The sequence below is a fragment of the Bartonella sp. B41 genome, assembly GCF_053795765.1.
In genome coordinates this window covers 854,969-874,522 of the sequence record NZ_CP200037.1, presented here as the reverse complement: position 1 = coordinate 874,522, position 19,554 = coordinate 854,969, and the positions used below count along the sequence as shown (strand labels likewise).

At 36.7% G+C, this 19,554-nt stretch carries 15 protein-coding genes; 5 read left to right on the top strand and 10 right to left on the bottom strand.

Annotated features, from left to right (window positions below; translation table 11 throughout):
- Positions 1-293 precede the first annotated feature (293 nt).
- The 3 genes from V4P54_RS03770 to V4P54_RS03760 all read right to left on the bottom strand — a co-directional run bounded on the left by V4P54_RS03770 (position 294) and on the right by V4P54_RS03760 (position 4,018).
- The gene (locus tag V4P54_RS03770) at positions 294-854 is read right to left on the bottom strand and encodes a BA14K family protein (protein ID WP_455476723.1); all 561 of its coding nucleotides are present in this window, start codon (positions 852-854) and stop codon (positions 294-296) included.
- 442 nt (positions 855-1,296) lie between these two features.
- Positions 1,297-3,453: an excinuclease ABC subunit UvrB gene (uvrB, locus tag V4P54_RS03765; protein WP_455476722.1), complete on the bottom strand. Its 2,157-nt coding sequence runs from the start codon at positions 3,451-3,453 to the stop codon at positions 1,297-1,299.
- 271 nt (positions 3,454-3,724) lie between these two features.
- Positions 3,725-4,018 (bottom strand): SH3 domain-containing protein, encoded by a 294-nt coding sequence (locus tag V4P54_RS03760; protein ID WP_455476721.1) that lies wholly within the window; start codon positions 4,016-4,018, stop codon positions 3,725-3,727.
- Positions 4,019-4,360: 342 nt separating this feature from the next.
- On the opposite strand from V4P54_RS03760, the gene greA reads away from it, so the two are divergent.
- Complete coding sequence (greA, locus tag V4P54_RS03755) at positions 4,361-4,834, top strand: transcription elongation factor GreA (protein ID WP_455476720.1); 474 nt, start codon at positions 4,361-4,363, stop codon at positions 4,832-4,834.
- A 283-nt stretch (positions 4,835-5,117) separates the two neighbouring features.
- Positions 5,118-5,300: a hypothetical protein gene (locus tag V4P54_RS03750; RefSeq protein ID WP_455476719.1), complete on the top strand. Its 183-nt coding sequence runs from the start codon at positions 5,118-5,120 to the stop codon at positions 5,298-5,300.
- Positions 5,301-5,393: 93 nt separating this feature from the next.
- Here V4P54_RS03750 and V4P54_RS03745 read toward each other — a convergent pair whose 3' ends face one another.
- A complete protein-coding gene (locus V4P54_RS03745) occupies positions 5,394-6,782 on the bottom strand; it encodes a TrkH family potassium uptake protein (RefSeq protein WP_455476718.1) in 1,389 nt (462 codons plus the stop codon).
- Between the two features lie 321 nt (positions 6,783-7,103).
- Here V4P54_RS03745 and trxB point away from each other — a divergent pair, with 321 nt between their 5' ends.
- Complete coding sequence (gene trxB / locus V4P54_RS03740; RefSeq protein ID WP_455476717.1) at positions 7,104-8,051, top strand: thioredoxin-disulfide reductase; 948 nt, start codon at positions 7,104-7,106, stop codon at positions 8,049-8,051.
- Positions 8,052-8,104: 53 nt separating this feature from the next.
- Positions 8,105-9,010, top strand: coding sequence for a LysR family transcriptional regulator (locus V4P54_RS03735; RefSeq protein WP_455476716.1), 906 nt, complete (start codon positions 8,105-8,107; stop codon positions 9,008-9,010).
- Positions 9,011-9,427: 417 nt separating this feature from the next.
- Here V4P54_RS03735 and V4P54_RS03730 read toward each other — a convergent pair whose 3' ends face one another.
- The 5 genes from V4P54_RS03730 to carA all read right to left on the bottom strand — a co-directional run bounded on the left by V4P54_RS03730 (position 9,428) and on the right by carA (position 17,858).
- A complete protein-coding gene (locus V4P54_RS03730; protein ID WP_455476715.1) occupies positions 9,428-10,630 on the bottom strand; it encodes a pyridoxal phosphate-dependent aminotransferase in 1,203 nt (400 codons plus the stop codon).
- A gap of 304 nt (positions 10,631-10,934) precedes the next feature.
- Positions 10,935-11,144 (bottom strand): cold-shock protein, encoded by a 210-nt coding sequence (locus tag V4P54_RS03725; RefSeq protein ID WP_455476714.1) that lies wholly within the window; start codon positions 11,142-11,144, stop codon positions 10,935-10,937.
- Between the two features lie 244 nt (positions 11,145-11,388).
- Complete coding sequence (gene carB, locus V4P54_RS03720) at positions 11,389-14,874, bottom strand: carbamoyl-phosphate synthase large subunit (RefSeq protein ID WP_455476713.1); 3,486 nt, start codon at positions 14,872-14,874, stop codon at positions 11,389-11,391.
- 511 nt (positions 14,875-15,385) lie between these two features.
- Positions 15,386-16,225, bottom strand: a complete 840-nt coding sequence (locus V4P54_RS03715) for a DUF1460 domain-containing protein (RefSeq protein ID WP_455476712.1) — start codon at positions 16,223-16,225, stop codon at positions 15,386-15,388.
- 436 nt (positions 16,226-16,661) lie between these two features.
- Positions 16,662-17,858 (bottom strand): glutamine-hydrolyzing carbamoyl-phosphate synthase small subunit, encoded by a 1,197-nt coding sequence (carA, locus tag V4P54_RS03710; RefSeq protein ID WP_455476711.1) that lies wholly within the window; start codon positions 17,856-17,858, stop codon positions 16,662-16,664.
- Positions 17,859-18,136: 278 nt separating this feature from the next.
- Between carA and V4P54_RS03705 the strand changes: the two genes are divergently transcribed.
- On the top strand, positions 18,137-18,619 hold the full coding sequence (locus tag V4P54_RS03705) for a GatB/YqeY domain-containing protein (protein WP_455476710.1): 483 nt from the start codon (positions 18,137-18,139) through the stop codon (positions 18,617-18,619).
- 112 nt (positions 18,620-18,731) lie between these two features.
- Here the strand turns inward: V4P54_RS03705 and ubiC are convergent, their stop codons facing one another.
- Complete coding sequence (gene ubiC, locus V4P54_RS03700) at positions 18,732-19,277, bottom strand: chorismate lyase (protein WP_455476709.1); 546 nt, start codon at positions 19,275-19,277, stop codon at positions 18,732-18,734.
- Positions 19,278-19,554: the final 277 nt, after the last annotated feature.

Here is a 19,554-nt window from a genome sequence, read left to right as displayed (position 1 = left end):
ATATCCTGTTGGTGCGTTGTCTTGACTTTTGTTAAGTTGCGAGAGCAGTTTGGGTATTTTGAGCATATATATCTCTTTTGTAAATACAAAGTGACGTGATTGTTGATATCGTAACAGGGAATTGTATCTATTAGTTTAGTGATATTTATGTAGTGAAACGTGTTACTGTAAAAAGTTGAAAGTGTTATTCATAGGGGTAAAATATTTATCCTTTAAATTTAAAACAGTAGAATGAAAATTAATATGAGTGTACAAAAACCCGCTTTAAAGCGGGTTTTTAGGTTTTGTCTAAATTATTTTATTGGGGCATAACAAAAGTGATCTAAACCATCATGTCCTCGAAAAGTACCTGTCTGAGGGTTGAATGAACGGTATGTTTTTTTACAATATCTCAGCCACTCGTCTGTTCCAGGTTGTTGGGTTGGCGTCTGCTGTGCTTGATAGACAATTTGATTTTGAGGTTGGATTTGATAGACTACTTGCGGTTGTTCTGGTTGTTTTAGAGCGTTACCAAGGATCGCTCCTGCAGCCAGTCCGAGAACACCAGCAGCCAAAGTATCCCCAGTGTTTCTAGGAACTCCTACATGTTGATGAACATGGCGATGTGTCTTGTGTTCTGTGTAACGGTGAGTTTTTTGTTCAATGTGATAGCTGTTTTGTGTTCGTGTTCTTCGGTCAGCGTAGGGGTAGTAGCGACTGTCAATTGAGGAAGAGCCAGAAGGACTAGTTCTTATGCTTCGCGTCGTTTGTTCATCATAGACTACCGTCGAATTGGCCAATGCTGTTGTTAACGGTGTCAAAATCGTCGCAGTTGATACTGCTGATAACACTGCTAATTTGGCTAATTTTGTCATAGCAATACTCCTTAGTATACAGATTTATATTACTGGCATTCTAAATGTTCTAAGCTGAATGGAGGCTGAACGATTTAAAACTTTTTTCTTATAGAACGAATAAAGAAGCCGTTTGGTTGAAAATAAAATGCAAAAATATAAAGAAAATTGAGTTAAAATCTAGTTTTTAAAAAACACCTTATACTTGAATTAGCCAACGATACTAACATTTATTAGCCTTTGCTCATTGGTAGATAGTAGTTAAATTCTATACTAAATAGTATTTCATACCCCTTAGTTGCACAATCATATAAGATCTAGATATCAGAAAATTATACTAAGATATACTCTCGCTATTATAGATCTCAAAAACCACAAATACAGGTAATGCTATCAATTAATATTGTCAATATTATGAGCATTTTAAGATCTTTGTGTTTATTGAGTTTAAAAACGCTAATAATTATGGATTAATTCTAGATTGTTGTGTTAAAGGATCATTGGTTATTGTTAATTCTATTTTTTTCAGTTGTTTAATTTCATCACGAAGTCGCGCTGCTTCCTCAAAGTTAAGATCAGTGGCTGCTTCATGCATCAATTTTTCAAGATATTGAATACGAGCAGTTAAATTTTTTCTTGTTATGCTATTTTGCATGATAAGATCAGGAATATTTTCGGATGTCTGGTTGTTTTCGCATCCTAAATCAAGAATATTGTTGATATTTTTTTTGATACTTGTAGGTGTGATATTATGTTTTTCATTATAGGCTATTTGTTTTTGCCTGCGTCTTTGGGTTTCTTGTAGAGCCCGTTCTATTGAACCAGTAATTTTATCCGCATAAAGAATAACTCGGCCATCGATGTTACGTGCAGCTCGTCCTATTGTTTGTATAAGTGAGGTTTCCGAGCGTAAAAAACCTTCTTTGTCGGCGTCTAGGATGGCAACAAAACCGCATTCTGGAATATCTAGTCCTTCTCGGAGAAGGTTTATGCCAATTAGGACATCAAAAGTTCCAAGACGTAGATCACGAAGGATTGAAATTCGTTCTAAAGTATCGATGTCGGAGTGCATATAACGCACATGAATACCTTGTTCATGGAGATATTCAGTTAGGTCTTCGGCCATACGCTTTGTTAGGACAGTTATCAATGTACGATAGCCTTTTTGAATTGTTTTATGAATTTCATTTACAACATCGTCGACTTGAGTACAGGCTGGACGGACTTCTGTTTGTGGGTCAACAAGTCCAGTTGGTCGAATGATTTGTTCGGCAAAAATACCGTTGGATTGTTCTATTTCCCAGCGTCCTGGTGTTGCTGATACTGCAATAGTTTGTGGACGCATAGCATCCCATTCTTCAAAGCGTAAAGGACGATTGTCCATACAGGAAGGTAGGCGAAACCCATATTCTGCTAGGGTAGCTTTACGTCGAAAATCGCCCCGATACATACCGCCAATTTGAGGGATGGTAACATGACTTTCGTCAATAAAAATAAGAGAGTTGCTCGGAATATATTCGAATAAGGTGGGAGGTGGTTCACCAGGGTTTCGTCCTGTTAAATATCGTGAATAATTTTCGATGCCGAGGCATGATCCAGTGGTTTCTAGCATTTCTAAATCAAAAATTGTGCGTTGTTCTAAACGTTGTGCTTCTAAGAGGCGTCCGGCTGCGTTCAATTCTTCAAGGCGCTGAGATAATTCTTTTTTGATGGATTTTATTGCTTGATTTAATGTTGGGCGCGGCGTTACATAGTGTGAATTAGCGTAAATTTTAATAAATTGAAGATTATTTGTTTTTTGTCCCGTTAGAGGGTCAAACTCGGTAATCGTTTCTACGTTATCACCAAACAGTGAAATGCGCCAAGCACGGTCCTCTAAGTGAGTGGGAAAAATTTCGATTACATCGCCTCGAACCCGAAAAGAACCACGAACGAGGTTTGTGTCTTGTCTATGGTAGTGTTGAGTAACTAAATTGGCTAGTAATTGCTGTTGATTGATTTTATCTCCTTTTTGTATTCGGAATGTCATTGCGGTGTATGTTTCAACTGAACCAATGCCGTAAATACAGGACACAGATGCAACGATAATGACGTCATCACGTTCAAGTACAGCACGTGTTGCAGCGTGTCGCATCCGATCTATTTGTTCATTAATAGAGGATTCTTTTTCGATATAGGTATCAGATCGTGCAACATAGGCCTCTGGTTGATAGTAGTCGTAGTAAGAAACAAAATATTCAACGGCATTATGAGGGAAAAAGCTTTTAAATTCTCCATAAAGCTGTGCTGCTAGAGTTTTGTTTGGTGCTAAGATTAGAGCTGGGCGCTGCATTTTTTCAATAACTTTCGCCATTGTATAGGTTTTTCCTGATCCAGTAACGCCTAGAAGAATTTGGGTACGCTCATTTCTTTCAATTCCTTCAACCAAAGTTTGAATCGCTTTAGGTTGATCTCCAGCAGGTTTAAAGGAGGTTTGGAGTTGAAATGGGATGCCACTTTCAGATTTTTCAGGATGAATTGGTCGGTGGGGTGTCCATAATTGCCCATTCTTGAAGAGAGGGTTGCCTGAAGCAATGAGTGCAGAAAGAGCTTCAACTGTTGCTGTAACACCATTTTTCATTGTTGTATTCTTTGTTGTGAAAGTGTTTGTTGTTTTAAAGGAAATTCTAAATCATAAAATTTGATCAAATGAACGAATGGAGAAAAATTACTTAGGAAGCATACTATAGCCTATTTGGTGAGATATTTGATTAGTTTCTTTGGACTTTGGGGATATTTTTAGCGTTGTGACAAATATGATTTCCTATGTTTGAAGTTTTATCAAAATTATCCATGTATAATATCTATTGCCGTAAGTATTTCAGTCGAAATAACTCTGTACGCGTTTCCCACTATGTATTGGGAACTATCTTGTATGTGTGGTATAGATCATCTGAATTTCTGAATGAAAGATAACGAGATGACACCCAACCTGTTTGAGTATTATATTTGACATTGCACCAGTTATTTCTACAGAATTTTACAAATATCGACTGCCCTGCAGGAATTAAGCCACGAAGTTCGTACTGAATACTTGGCCCGACTCTAAAATTTAAATTTCTTACGACAATGGCATTTGTTGATTTGGCAGATGTCACGCTCAAAAAGAGAGAGACAAACGCAAAAAAAACTACTAATTTCTCCATCTCTTTCCTTTACTCAAAAAATCCTTCTCATTGGTTACCATTAAAAATATTAAGTCATTCTTGGATATTAGAAAACTCTTCTTAGGGCATTATAAAATCGAAAAATATACAATTTTTCTATATGTATTGTCCATACGATTCTTTTTTTGATGTATTGGAAATGGATTGAAAATTTTGGAATAATCTGTTGGGTACTTCATATCCTTTTTTATTTTTGTATGGAAAACGGGGATGCTGTACTATATAATAAGGAAGATTGTGGTTTTCGGATTCCAAAAGTAATTTTGGAAGCCGTTTTTTGTTTTTTATTTAAACTTTTCATGTGACAGAAAGGGACGGATTATGGAAAAAGTTCCGATGACTACAGCTGGTTTTGAAAGTCTAAAGGAGGAATTACGTTGGCGTCAACAACAGGAACGTCCGAGAATTATTGAGGCAATTGCTGAGGCACGCGCGCATGGTGATTTATCAGAAAATGCTGAGTACCACGCTGCTAAGGAGGCACAAAGTCATAATGAAGGGCGTATAAATGAGCTTGAGGATTACATTGCACGTGCAGAAGTTATAAATGTTTCACGCCTTTCAGGTGATAAAATTAAATTTGGAGCTACTATCAATCTTTTGGATGAAGATACTGAAGAAAAAAAGGTTTATCAGATTGTTGGTGACCAAGAAGCTGATGTGAAAACTGGTAAAATATCTATTTCTTCACCTATTGCTCGTGCGCTTATTGGTAAGCAAGAAGGTGATGTAGTGGAAGTAAATGCTCCAGGTGGTTCACATAATTATGAAATTATTAAGGTTCAGTATATCTAATTTATTATGCATATATCTCTGAAAGAGGTAGGGAGTATCGCTTATCATTTTTAAAAGGAATTTATAAAGAGTAACGTCTGCAGTTTTATAGTTTACTTTATTATTGCAACGATAATTTATTGTGTTTGTGGTAATTTTGGAAGTTTTGGATTACCGAAAGATTTGTTTGCTCCTGTTTTTGATAGGATTTTGGGGTGATTATTTTACGAATGAAGTCTAACTTTCTCTTTATATCCGTTATTGGTGATATCGTAGGCATTTTATCAAGTGATTGATCACTAATGTGGATAAAATTATTGCAGATGGATGCATGTATGAGAATTTGTTTAGAGGTTCTTTTCTTGCTAATTTGTTTGTAGAGGAAATTATGAAGCTTGCATTGTTGATTATACCACGTATCACATTGTTTTTTGGGAGGGAAATAGGAGATATTAAATACATCTCCTATGGTACTGTTGCTATTTAAAAATAAGGTATTTTTGTTGTGATTCTTACTTTAATCCTATGAATTTTTTATCATTACTTATTGCAAGAATGAAGTACTACGATAAACTGAGATTTATTCAGACCAAAAGGCGGGGATAAAAAGAACGAATATTGTTATAATTTCAAGACGTCCAGCTAGCATAAGAAAACTCAAAATCCATAGTGCGTTATCATTAATTGTAGAGAAATTTCCAGCTGGACCAATGATTTCCCCAAAACCTGGGCCGATGTTTGATAGGGCGGTTAAAACACCCGTAAAGGAAGATGTGAAGTCAAGGCCTGTGGTAAGAAGAAGTGCAGTGCCGATAAGAAGACAGAACATATAGAGACATACAAAAAACAGAACTGCTTTAGCAACATCGCTTGATATTTGTGAGTGATCATAGCGCGCTTTTACAACAACATTGGGAGAGAGAAGCTTTTCCATATTTGTTTTGGCGATACGCCAGAGGATAATTAAACGGTTGATTTTTATTCCGCCAGAGGTAGAACCAGCGCACCCACCGATAAAAGAAACAATGAAAAAGATACCAAGTGCAAAAGGTCCCCAAAGTTGATAGTCTTCGGCACTGTAACCAGTGGTGCTTATGATGGATGAAAGGTGAAAAATTACATCAAAAAAAATCCAATGAAAGGCACGATTATCATGAAATTTTAACCACGCTGCTAAGGCAAAGCTAAAGATGAAAACAATATTTAAAAAAACGATTGCTTGTGGATCAATAAAACGTTTGGAATGGCTTGGAAGCACTAATTTAACGTAGAGTATGAAGGGTAAAGCGGAGAGCAACATAAAGATTGTTGCAACAATCAAGATGGCAGGTTTATCAAAAAAATAGCCAAAGGAAGCATCATGAGTAGAGAAACCAGCTGTTGCTATTGTGCTCATTGCGTGGTTTATGGCGTCAAATAAGGTCATACCGGAAGCAAAATAAGAGAGCATACAAGTAAGTGTTAGTCCAGCATAAGCTATGATAATTCCATTTGCTATTTGGTTTATGCGAGGTAGTATTTTTTCAGATTTATCGGATGATTCCATATGAAAAAGCTGTACTCCTCCAACACGAAGAGAAGGCAAAAGAAGCAAGGCTAAGCCGATAAAGCCAATTCCTCCAATCCAGCATATGATAGAACGCCATAATAAAATGCTTCGTGGTAAGTTATCAAGGCCGGTGATTACCGTGGATCCTGTGGTTGTGATTCCAGAGACAGATTCAAAAATTGCTCCTGCTAAAGAAATTTTTAGAGGAGAAAGATAAAGGGGTAAGGCACCTACTACACTTCCTGTTAGCCAAAGGCAAACAGTTAGTGTAAAGCCGAGCCTCGTTGAAAAACAACAAGTGGCACCTCTCGTTGCTAAAAGGATGAGTGTCGCTAACATGGTGGTTATGGTAAAAGAATAGAGAAAGGCTACTCCCTCATGGCTGCCATTGTGCAAATCCACAAGAGCAGGCAAAAGCATTGCTACTCCCATGATTAAAGCAAAACGTGCACAGATATTGGTAATAAATTGAAAAATTGTTGTTCCCTATCTTTTTAAGTTTTGTTTTGTTACGACCTTAATATTTACTAGAACTTTTTCTTCATATTATTCACGTATTGCTCATGAAATAAAGTTTAATTTATTATGTTAAGTATGCTTAGCAAATTAGTTATCAACTTTCTTGGCAGAATTTGAAAAAATACGTATACACTATACCCTAAGCTGTTGGAAAATGTTTTTTTTAGGGCTACAGGTTGTTGTGGTCTACAAGTAATTAAGAAACAAAACGAAGGATTTTTTATGGAACAGTTGTATATTCGCTTGCTCATTATCGGCTCTGGGCCAGCTGGCTATACAGCGGCAATTTATGCAGCTAGAGCGATGCTAAAACCAGTTTTAGTTACTGGATTTCAACAGGGAGGACAGCTAACAATTACAACTGATGTCGAAAATTATCCAGGTTTTTCCGATGTTATTCAGGGACCATTTTTGATGGAACAAATGGCAAAACAAGCTGAAAATATGGGTACAAAGATTGTTCAGGATGTCATTATAAGAGCCGATTTGTCAAAGCGTCCTTTTATCTTATATGGAGATTCTGGAATGCAGTATTGTTGTGATGCATTAATTATTGCAACGGGGGCAAAAGCTCGTTGGCTTGGCTTAGAAAGTGAACAGATATTTATGGGTGGTGGTGTTTCTGCTTGTGCTACGTGTGATGGTTTTTTTTATCGTGATAGAGATGTTATGGTTGTGGGAGGAGGAAATACAGCCATTGAGGAGGCGTTGTACTTATCGCATTTAGCCAAAAGTGTAAAAATTGTTCATCGGCGTGATCATTTTCGGGCAGAAAAAATTTTGCAAGATAGATTGTTTGCTTGTAATAATGTTCATGTTATTTGGAATCACGTGGTAGAAGAGATTGTTGGCTTACAAGCTCGTGCTTCGGTAAGATCCGTTGTGACAGGTGCACGACTTAAAAATGTTCAAACTGGACAAGAGGTTAATGTGGATGCAGATGGAATATTTATTGCCATTGGACATGATCCTGCAGTCTCTTTATTTGAAGGACAATTAAAACAGAAGTCAAATGGCTACTTGTGGACAGCACCTGACTCAACTGCAACAAGTGTTGCTGGTGTTTTTGCTGCAGGAGATGTTGCTGATGACACTTTTCGTCAAGCCATTACGGCAGCGGGGATGGGGTGTATGGCGGCATTAGAAGCAGAACGTTTCTTGGATCTATAACATTAACACTTAGTTGTTATCTGTTAAGGGTAAAGGAAATATGAGGTAGTATTGTGACACCACCTTTGGATTGGGACAAATTAAGAGTTTTTCATACTGTTGCAGAGGCGGGGTCTTTTACGCATGCAGCCCAAAGGCTCCATTTGTCACAATCAGCGATTTCGAGACAAGTTTCAGCTTTAGAGCAAGATATTGGTGTGTCTCTATTTCAACGTCATGCACGTGGTTTAGTTTTAACAGAACAAGGAGAAGTTCTTTATCGCACCGCTCATGATGTGTTGATGAAACTTGAAAATGCACGTTTGAAATTAAGTGAGAGCAATGAAAAGCCAACAGGGCGTTTACGTGTTACATCAACTTTTGGAATGGGAGCAGGATGGCTTGCAGAGCGTATGCCAGAATTTCTTAATCTTTATCCTGACATGCAGATCCAACTTTTACTTGATGATGATGAAATTGATTTGATGATGTGTCGTGCAGATTGTGCTGTTCGTTTGCACCAGCCTCAACAGCCTGGTCTTATCCAAAGAAAGTTATTTACGATTCATATGCATGTTTATGCTTCAGCAAATTATGTTGCAAATTACGGAAAGCCAGAAAAATTGTCCGAGTTGGATGGGCACCGTATCATCTCATTTGGAGAACCTGTTCCACCTTATTTAGCTGGTTTGAATTGGCTAGAAAAGGCTGGAAGGAGTGATGGATCTTTACGCCTTTCAGTATTACAAATAAATAATATAATTTCAATTAAAAATGCTCTTATGCGTGATTTTGGTATTGCTGTTCTCCCTGATTATATCGTGAATAATGATGAGCGTCTTGTACGTCTTTTCCCTGATTTGGTTGATATTCCTTCCTTTGATACCTTTTTTTGTTATCCTGATGCTTTAAAGAATTTGGCAAAGCTAAATGCTTTTCGAGATTATATTTTTCTGAAAGCTCGTCAATGGTCTTTTTAATAGAATGGTATTTTCGAGTTATGTGTTTGTTGCATAGCAGATGCGCTTAAGTCTTTATTGTGCTTTTCTCCGTAAAGTGACATAAAATACTATCTCTTGATTATGTTGCCTCCCATTGCATTTTCTTGAGTGTTCCCTTGTGAAGATCTATGAGATTGGTTTTTTCTCTGGGGATTTTCCAAACTTGCCGGACTTTTGTCCGGCCTTTTTTGTTTTTGAAATAGCATTTGAAAATTGAAATATACTCAGAATTTCAAAGAAGTTGTTCTGTTCTTGAAGTTGATATTTTTTATACAACTTTACTGGAACAGTGTTTTTATAAAGTTTGCTTATCCTTTTTGTGTTCAGTTGCTGAATACATAACCAAAATAGTAGCATTCGGAGTAAAATTGTTACAATAAATTCATATTTAGAATTTCAGATCAAGCTGCTGCAGAAACGCTGAATACGTAGGCATGCTTTTTCAAGCAACTTTTCTGATGTCGCGTAGGAAATGCGAAATGCTGGGCCAAGTCCAAAAGCAGATCCATGAACTACAGCAACAGATTCTGTTTCTAGAAGCGCTATTACAAAGTCTTCATCATTGATAATAACCTTACCATTAGGTGTTTTTTTTCCGATGAGATCCGCACAAGAAGGATAAACATAAAAAGCACCTTCAGGTGTTGGACAATTGATGCCAGGTGTTTTGTTTAAAATAGAGACGACAAGATCACGGCGTGTTTTGAAAATACTTTTATTTTTAGTGATAAAGTTTTGTGATCCGTTAAGTGCTTCAACGGCTGCCCACTGTGAAATTGAACTTGTGCCGGATGTTTGTTGACCCTGAATAATATCCATGGCATTAACTAGTTCTTGTGGTCCACCTGCATATCCAATTCTCCATCCTGTCATGGCATAAGCTTTAGAAACACCATTCATTGTGAGTGTGCGATCATACAGTTTTGGTTCTACTTGTGCTGGAGTAACAAAGGTAAAATCTTCATATGTGAGGTGTTCATATATGTCATCTGTGAGGATATATATATTGGGATATTTCACTAAGACATCTGTTAATTTTTTTAATTCATCATGCGTATAAGTGGCTCCTGACGGATTTGAAGGAGAGTTAAAAATAAACCATTTAGTTTTGTTTGTTATGGCAGATTCTAGATCTTGTGGTTGAAGTTTGTAGGAAAATTCGGATTTCGTTTTTACAAAAACAGGTGTACCATCATTTATGGTAACCATTTCTGGGTAACTTACCCAATATGGAGATGGAATGATAACTTCGTCTCCTTTATTCAGAGTTGCCATCAATGCATTAAAGAGGATTTGTTTACCACCGGTGCCAACAATGATTTGTTCTGGTTTATAGATAAGATTATTTTCTCTTTTAAACTTTTCTGCGATTGCTTGACGTAGTTCTGGAATTCCTGATATGGGAGTGTATTTTGTTTCTCCACGTTGAATAGCTTCGATAGCAGCATTTTTGATGTTGTCTGGTGTATCAAAATCTGGCTCTCCCGCGCTTAAAGCTATCACGTCACGACCTAGAATTTTTAAGTTACGCGCTTTTTGAGAAATGCTGATTGTGGCAGAGGGTTTGATGCGAGAAAGTTTATCAGCAATAAGAGCCATAATTTCAATTCCTTGTGGATAGTAAGCAAATATTATTTATCTAAAGATATTCTATAAGAGATTATTTTGCACGCAATAAAAAATTGTGAAGAAGTTCTTAGGAACTTTCTTTAAATATAAGTTTTATATTACTGCTTTTGAATATTTGATGAAAAATCGGTTTTTGTGTACTGCAGAAAATTTGAAAAAGAAATGTAAAAAATTTTAAATAATTGTACAAGGTAAATTAATTAGATCATTAAAAAACGAAAAATCCTCGCCTTAGTGGACGAGGACTTATTCATTAAATAAAAAACTTCAAAAATTACAGGGTTGCAAGATTACCTGCAGCAGATTTTCCTGAACGACGATCTTGTAAAACATCGTAAGAGACTTTCTGTCCTTCATTAAGGTTGCTTAGGCCAGAGCATTCAACAGCAGAAATGTGTACGAATACATCTGCGCTTCCATCACTCGGCTGAATAAATCCAAAACCTTTTGTTGTATTAAACCACTTAACTGTTCCTGTAGGCATAGGAAACTCCTTAAAATATATAACACTATGTACTGAAGCAAAAAGACAACAATACCACTTTAAATCGAAATTAGGTGGGAGAAGTTTCATCGAAAGTGCCAGATGCACAGGAAAGAAAGTCACATAACCGAAAGTCCGATGAAACTCGTATAGAGGTTTTTGCGATAAAAAGCAAGCCTTAATTGATGTATTTTATATAAAAGGATAGTGTTCTCTATAGTGTAGAAACTTATATAGGAAAATTCTATGTAAAATAGCTTTGTAATGAGCGTACTTCAAGATTGCTTTTCTTTAAAGCTTCGATGGCTTGTGCTGCAGATTCTGCTCCAGCTCTTGTTGTGTAGTAGGGAACTTTTTGCATTAGTGCTGCATGTCGTAATGATTTAGAATCTGATATAGCGCTGGCAGTGTTGGTTGTGTTAAAAATTAATTGAATTTGTCGATTACGAATGGCGTCTTCGATATGAGGGTGTCCTTCTAGAACTTTATTGATCTTTTCTGCTTTTATATTATGCTCAGCAAGGAATTTTTGCGTTCCACTTGTTGCTAAAATAGAGAATCCAATATCCATTAAGCGTTTAACAGGATTTAATATATACTTTTTGTCTTCATCTCTAACAGAAACAAATAAAGTTCCTTCTTGCGGAAGTTCAACGCCAGCTCCAAGCTGAGCTTTAGCAAAGGCTAGGGCGAATTCATAATCGATACCCATTACCTCACCGGTTGAACGCATCTCTGGTCCAAGAAGTGTATCAACTCCTGGAAAACGAGAAAAAGGAAAAACAGCTTCTTTAACAGCTATATGCGGTTTTTGTTTTACCAATGGCAATCCACCGTAAGCTTCTAAGGCATTTGGGAGTGTTTCTCCTGCCATAATACGTGCCGCTATTTTAGCAACTGGGCGGCCAATTGTTTTCGCAACAAACGGGATAGTGCGTGATGCACGAGGGTTGGCTTCTAATACATAAATCGTGTCATTTTTAATGGCATATTGTACATTCATAAGACCACGAACACGAAGTGCTTGCGCTAAAGCTTTTGTTTGACGTTCTAATTCAATTACCAATTTATGTGAAAGTGTGCGAACAGGTAAAGAACATGCTGAATCTCCAGAGTGGATTCCTGCTTCTTCAATATGTTCCATGATGCCAACGATTAATGTTTTTTCTCCATCGCATAAACAATCAACATCAACTTCAACAGCCTCTGTTAAATAAGTGTCAAACAAAAGTGGATTTTTACCAAGCAACATATTGATTTGGCTTGTTTTATCATTAAGAAAATGGGTTTTAATTTCCTCTGGTACTAATTCGGGTATTATTTCGAGTAAATAATTTTGTAGGTCGCGTTCATCGCGGATAATTTGCATCGCCCGTCCTCCTAAAACGTAAGAAGGTCGTACAACAAGTGGGAAACCAAGCTCATGAGCGATGAGGTATACTTGTTCAACAGAATGAGCAATGCCGTTTTTTGGTTGTGTTAAGTTAAGTCTAAATAATAATTTTTGAAAGCGATCTCTGTCTTCCGCCAAATCGATAGCATCAGGGGAGGTTCCCAAGATAGGGATCTTGTGTTTTTCAAGTTTTTTAGCTAGTTTTAACGGTGTTTGCCCACCAAATTGGACAATCACTCCAACCAATTCACCTTTTTCTTGTTCTGTTTCTAAAATAGCCAGAACATCTTCTGCTGTCAAAGATTCAAAATAAAGACGATCAGATGTATCGTAGTCAGTTGAGACTGTTTCAGGATTACAGTTAATCATGATTGCTTCAAATCCCGCATCACGCAGTGCAAAAGCAGCATGGCAACAGCAATAGTCAAATTCGATACCTTGTCCAATGCGGTTTGTTCCGCCACCTAAAATCACAATTTTTTTGCGTTCAGAAACATGTGCTTCGGAATTTTCTATACCTGTAAGAGGGTTCTCATATGTTGAGTACATATATGCTGTAGGAGAAGAGAATTCAGCTGCACAAGTATCAATACGTTTGAAAAAGTGTTTGACATTAAGCACTTTACGTAGAGCAGTAATATCTTCTTCCTTCTGTTTAGTAAGGGTTGCTAATCGTGCATCCGAAAAACCCATGGACTTCAGCATGCGCAAATTATCTGAATCTTTTGGTAATCCGTGAACACGGATACGCTGTTCCATTTCAATGATGGATGCTATTTGTTCTAAGAACCACGGATCAATTTTACTAATTTGGTAAATCTCATTTATAGGTAAACCAGCACGTATTGCTTGCGCTATATAGCGCAGGCGGTCGGGGCTGGGTATCGCAATTGCAGAGCGGATGGAATTCTTTTCGTCACCTTCAGCATGTTCAGGAATTATGATTTCGTCAAGACCTGTAAGACCTGTTTCGAGTCCACGTAGTGCTTTTTGTAACGATTCTTGAAAAGTACGACCTATTGCCATGATTTCTCCTACAGATTTCATTGCAGTCGTTAAGACTGGTGATGAACCGGGAAATTTTTCAAAAGCAAAACGAGGAATTTTTGTTACAATATAATCAATAGAAGGTTCAAATGATGCTGGTGTAGCGCCACCTGTAATGTCATTTTTTAATTCGTCAAGTGTGTAGCCAACTGCAAGTTTGGCAGCTACCTTAGCAATAGGAAATCCTGTTGCTTTTGAGGCAAGCGCTGAAGAACGGGAAACGCGAGGGTTCATTTCAATGACGATAAGACGGCCATTTTCAGGATTAACAGCGAATTGTACATTGGATCCACCAGTTTCTACACCAATTTCACGTAGCACAGCAATTGAAGCGTTTCGCATACGTTGATATTCTTTATCTGTTAAGGTGAGAGCAGGGGCTACAGTAATGGAATCACCAGTATGAATTCCCATAGGATCAATATTTTCAATAGAACAAATGATAATACAGTTGTCGTTCTTATCACGAACAACTTCCATTTCATATTCTTTCCATCCTAAAACACTTTCTTCAATCAAAACCTCTGTTGTGGGAGACGCTTCAAGTCCACGTTCAATAATTTCATAAAATTCAGAGCGATTATACGCAATCCCACCACCCGTCCCACCAAGTGTAAATGAGGGGCGGATTATCGCTGGAAGGCCAATAATATCGAGAGCTTGGACAGCTTTTGCAGTAGCATGTGCAATATAATGTTGCTTACGATCAGTTTCGGTATGACGCCAATCATGCTCAAGTTCTTCTAGCGCCTTATCTAGTGTTTTTCCGGAAAGATTTGATTTTAGTTGATCGCGCTTTTTTGCATGTAGTTGGCGATTCTCCTCTTTGAGTTCAGTTGCATTGGCTATCATAGAGCGCGGTGTTTCTAAGCCAATTTTTGACATGGCTTTGCGAAATAAAGCACGATCCTCAGCTTTATCGATAGCATCAGCATTTGCGCCTATCATTTCAACATGATAGCGGTCTAAAACTCCCATCCGTTTTAGTGATAAAGCTGTATTGAGTGCTGTTTGTCCTCCCATCGTTGGTAAGATAGCATCGGGGCGCTCATAGGCTATGATTTTTGCAACTATTTCAGGGGTTATAGGTTCAATATAAGTTGCATCAGCTAAATCGGGATCTGTCATAATGGTAGCAGGGTTAGAGTTAACCAGAATAATTCGGTACCCTTCTTCTTTTAGTGCTTTACAGGCTTGTGTCCCCGAATAATCAAATTCACATGCTTGGCCAATAACAATTGGACCTGCTCCAATGATAAGAATGGATTTTATATCTGTACGTTTTGGCATAGCTTTTCCTATGACGAATATCTGTGCATGATTACAGTAGCAAAATATTCAAAATTTTAGGCTAAGATCGTTTTATAGGTTAATATACAAAGAAAGTAAGCTATAAAATTCCTTTTCCATGATTTTTTCATAAGATTGAAGCTTAATGTTTTTTATTTTTATCAGTTTACGTATAAAATATATTATTATTTATAATAAAAACAAATAGTTCTTATTAAAGTATAGATTCAAGAGTTATTTACAGAAAAATTGAGACTTTAAAAATGATGGGTAAAATCAAGAATTTTTTATGTGTAATGTATAGATAATAGCGGATGTGATGCTATAAACTGATGGCAGTAAGAAAGCACCTGTACTACGCTTATCAGTTTACGGATATATGAGACTGAATCGTAAACAAAGGAGTCCTATTTTCATTTTCTAAATGATTTGGATGATATTACTAGGTGATTTGAGAATTTATTTGAGTAGGTATTTGAGAGCAGGTGGGACATTTCTGTCCCAGTGTAGATTACTTTAGAGCTCTTAAGATAATAATTCCAGGTGTTTTTGTTACATACTCCATAAAGGGAGAATCTACCACTTTCTTATTTTCCTTTCGTGAGGAAGCATTTCGTAACATTGGACCATTATCTGTCATGATAAAGAAACCGACGTGGGTTACGTCTAATCCAGAAAGGTTTGTATAAATACCGATGAAATCACCGGACTGTAAACGGCTTATAACGTTTTCATCAATAAAACGACTTGGAATATAAGTTATATTGCGTTTCACAACCGGTAGTCCAGGAAGGAAATTTCCGCTATCATCTTTTTTATTGAGATATTTTTCAATACTTACCGTATTCGGGCTTATTTTTGTGGTAACGTCATCGGCAATCCGGTATTGTCTGTGAGCCCAATCGGTAAAAAAGTGCTTCCGGTTTAAAAAGCTAATATTTCCATCAACGTAGCGAGTGCGAATAACATTTTCTATGAATTCTGTCTGTGATGTTGATTTTCGCAATGCTTCAACATAATCCAAGTAAGTAAAGCAATCTAAACCTCTAAAGTCTATTATCAATTTTTCTGGTATATTTTCTGATCCATGCAACATATTTTCTTGGTAGGGTGTTCCTAAAAAAGCTGAAGACAGCATGTCAATTATTTTTCCAATTTCATGGTAATTAGTCTTAGAGCGTTCTACAAGGAGAGAGTTTAATTTGTTTAAGGTATATGGATCTAGATTTATTGGGTCTGTGTATTGTATCTCTATTTTGTCTTCTAAACTATTTTTTTTTATATCAGAATTTTGAACTTCACATCCTGTGATCAATATTGATATTAAAATTAGTTGAAATGCTTTTTGCATGCCATTCACCGTTTTTGAATTAATAATGAATCGGTTGGTATCCAACAAAAGTGGTATTTTTCTGTATTGAGAAAGTTATTTTTGAACTGATAGTTACAATAATAAATCACAGCATAGGTTAAATGCAATATAAGTTTCATTTCAATATTATACATACAACATGTAATGTAATTATTTTGCTTGCAATAAATATAATTCTTATACTTATAAATAAAGTATGTTTCATTCGTAATTTTATACTATTTATACATAACTAATAATACAGGTATATTCTGTATTTAAGATTACAAATCCTAAGTAAAAAGTATTATGCTTAGCAGTTGAAAATGAAAAAAGACTCATAATTCAAGAGATGGGATGAGTTATTTTGTTATTTAAAGTGATGTGTTACGATGCTTAAAAAAGGTTCAAAATCTTGAATGATTGAGCTGTGCGGTTAATGTGTTTTCTTGTAATCCATAATAAAGTTGTAAAAACGTTGAAATAGATAGTGGCTGTCTTGTGGCCCTGGAGAAGCTTCTGGGTGATATTGAACAGAAAAAATTGGTTTTCCAGTGAGTTGAATTCCACAATTTGAGTTGTCAAAGAGGGAAATGTGTGTTTCCTCGACATATTTTGGTAAAGATTCTCTATCTACAGTAAAGCCATGGTTCATTGAGACAATTCCAACTTTTCCAGTGGCTAGATCTTTAACAGGATGGTTTGAGCCATGATGTCCTTGGTGCATTTTTATTGTTTTGGCTCCAACAGTCAGAGCGAGAAGCTGGTGTCCGAAACATATACCGAAAAGCGGTATATTGTGTTTAATGAGATTTTTAATAGTTGGGACGGTATAATCGGTTGTTGCTTCTGGATCTCCCGGTCCATTGGAAAGCAAAATACCATCAGGTTTCATTTCTAAAATTTTTTTAGCACTTGTTTTTGCAGGTACAACGGTTATGCGTGCGCCATGTGCAGCCATGATGCGAAGAATGTTGCGTTTAATACCGTAGTCAATTGCGACAACATGAAAATTGCGTTTGTCGTTTATACTATAGCCTTTATTCCATATCCATGGTTGTTCATTCCATTCCATTGGTTGCTTTAACGTTGCTTCTTTCGCAAGATCAAGATTGATAATACCAGTCCACTTTTGTGCACGTTCTTTTAGAGCTTTGACATCAAAGTTTCCATTTGGATCATGGGCAATTATAGCATTTAACGCACCTTTATTTCGAATGAGAATAGTTAATGCTCTCGTATCAATATTACAGAGCGCAATAATTTTACGCATTTTAAGCCATTTATTAAGACCTTTATTCGCACGATAATTGGAGTGCTGAGTGATATCTGCTTTGAAAATAGCACCGATTGCGCCATGAAAATCATGAGGCGTAAGGTCTTCGACATCTTCATTATTTGTGCCTACATTGCCGATGTGGGGAAAAGTAAAATTAACGATTTGTTTTTTATACGATGGATCTGTTAGGATTTCTTCATAGCCCGTCATAGAAGTGTTAAAACACACTTCAGCTTCTGCAATGCCCGTGGCACCTGCCCCCTTTCCTCTTATAATCGTTCCGTCTTCCAATACTAAGAGGGCGGTAGGTTTGTTCACGCTCCAAGAATTGAGAGATGAGATAGCTTGTGTCATGGTGGTGTCCATAATTTTTATCTGAAAAACACAACATCCAGCATTGCACAAAAAGTAAAATCATAAATTAGGCGCTGTGCGTGCTATTATTGTAATGTTTCATTTATGCTTAAGAGTACGGGTAACCCAATATAGGTATATTCTATGAAGAGGTAAAGTCCTGTTTTGGGATTTTCTCATATCTGTGAGTTCATTATTTTTCATTATGCATTGTAAAATGTATAAGGATTAGTTAAAATCTACTTTTCGGTTTGAACAGAAACGTTACGGGTAAATTTATGTTGCGTGATCAGATCGATATGGCACTTAAGGTTGCTTTACAGGTGCAGGATAAGGCGCGTGTTTCTACTCTTCGTCTAATTGATGTTACTATAAGGGATCGTGATATTCTTTATCGTAATGAAGGGAAGATGGGGGTTGATGATTTCCGAGTGCAGTCTGTTTTAGCTAAAATGATTGAGCAGCGTGAAAAGCAGGTGTGTATTTATAAGGAATCTGGACGTTTGGAGTTAGCAGAAAAAGAACAAGAGGAAATAGAGATTATTCTTGAATTTCTTCCTCATCAGTTTGATGAATTGGAAGTTGAGCAAGCTCTTTATGAAGCTTTAATGCAAACAAGGGCTAAGGGATTGCGTGATGTGGGTAAGGTTATGGCATGGCTAAAAGAGAATTACGCAGGGCAAATAAATTTCTCTAAGGTTAGTAGGAGTTTGCGTGAAAAATTGCAAAGAATCTTACCAAATTATTTAAAAGGTATTTAAGCAGAAATATTTGTAAAAGGTGTTCGCTTTAAAAGACTGTTTTAGGTGAAAGGTTAAGGTTAGGAAAATAAGTGTCTTTTGACAATGGGACGACAAGGTACCTATTTTTAAATCATACTTTTTTCGAATGTATAATTTTGTTATTTGTGCAGTTTTTATATAGTGGAGAAGCAGCTAAGAATAGTTCAGTTAGCAACAATGGTTTGTTTGCTAATCTCAGGCGAGAGCGGCGCGCCCATAGTTCATCCTTCTGACCGATATGAATGTAGTCGCGGGTTAGTTTTCCACTATTAAATAAATAATGTCCTAATGGTTTCGTTCCTAAACTCATCAATGATTGGTTATGATCGGAGAGGGTTTCCTGCGGGATTACAGTTCGTCCAAGAAGCCAAGGTTGGTTGTCTCCAAACAGTATAACTTCGCGCAACCAGTAGAGTGAACTACTAGGGAGATGTTTAGCTTCCTCTTTCAATTCGTTACGTGTGATAAAATATTCACGTTGCGGTTCAATCTGTATACGATCACAGTAATTTTTAAGTCGATGTGTCATTGATCCAAGTTCCATTAGCCAGTCATGTATATCAGCTGGTGCGGGAGGATCTTGGTCAGATATCCACTTAAGATGTGGAAAGATAGAGCTTTTAGTATCAGATATCATTCCATTTTACACCTAATCTGTGCTCACATATTGTTTTGGACGATACAGTGTTGCTTTAATTGTAATGTAAAAATGAAAGTGCGGCAAGATTCCAAACAGAAAGATTTGAAGGAAGAGCATATTACTTTTTATTTTGATGTTAATTTTAAAGAAATTTCATTTTTTACAGGATTTTGAATTAATTTGATTATCGAAATGAAATGTGTGAATATTTTACACTCAGAGCGATGACCTTTGAGTTTGGATTATAAGAAGATAATATGTTGTATGAACTATA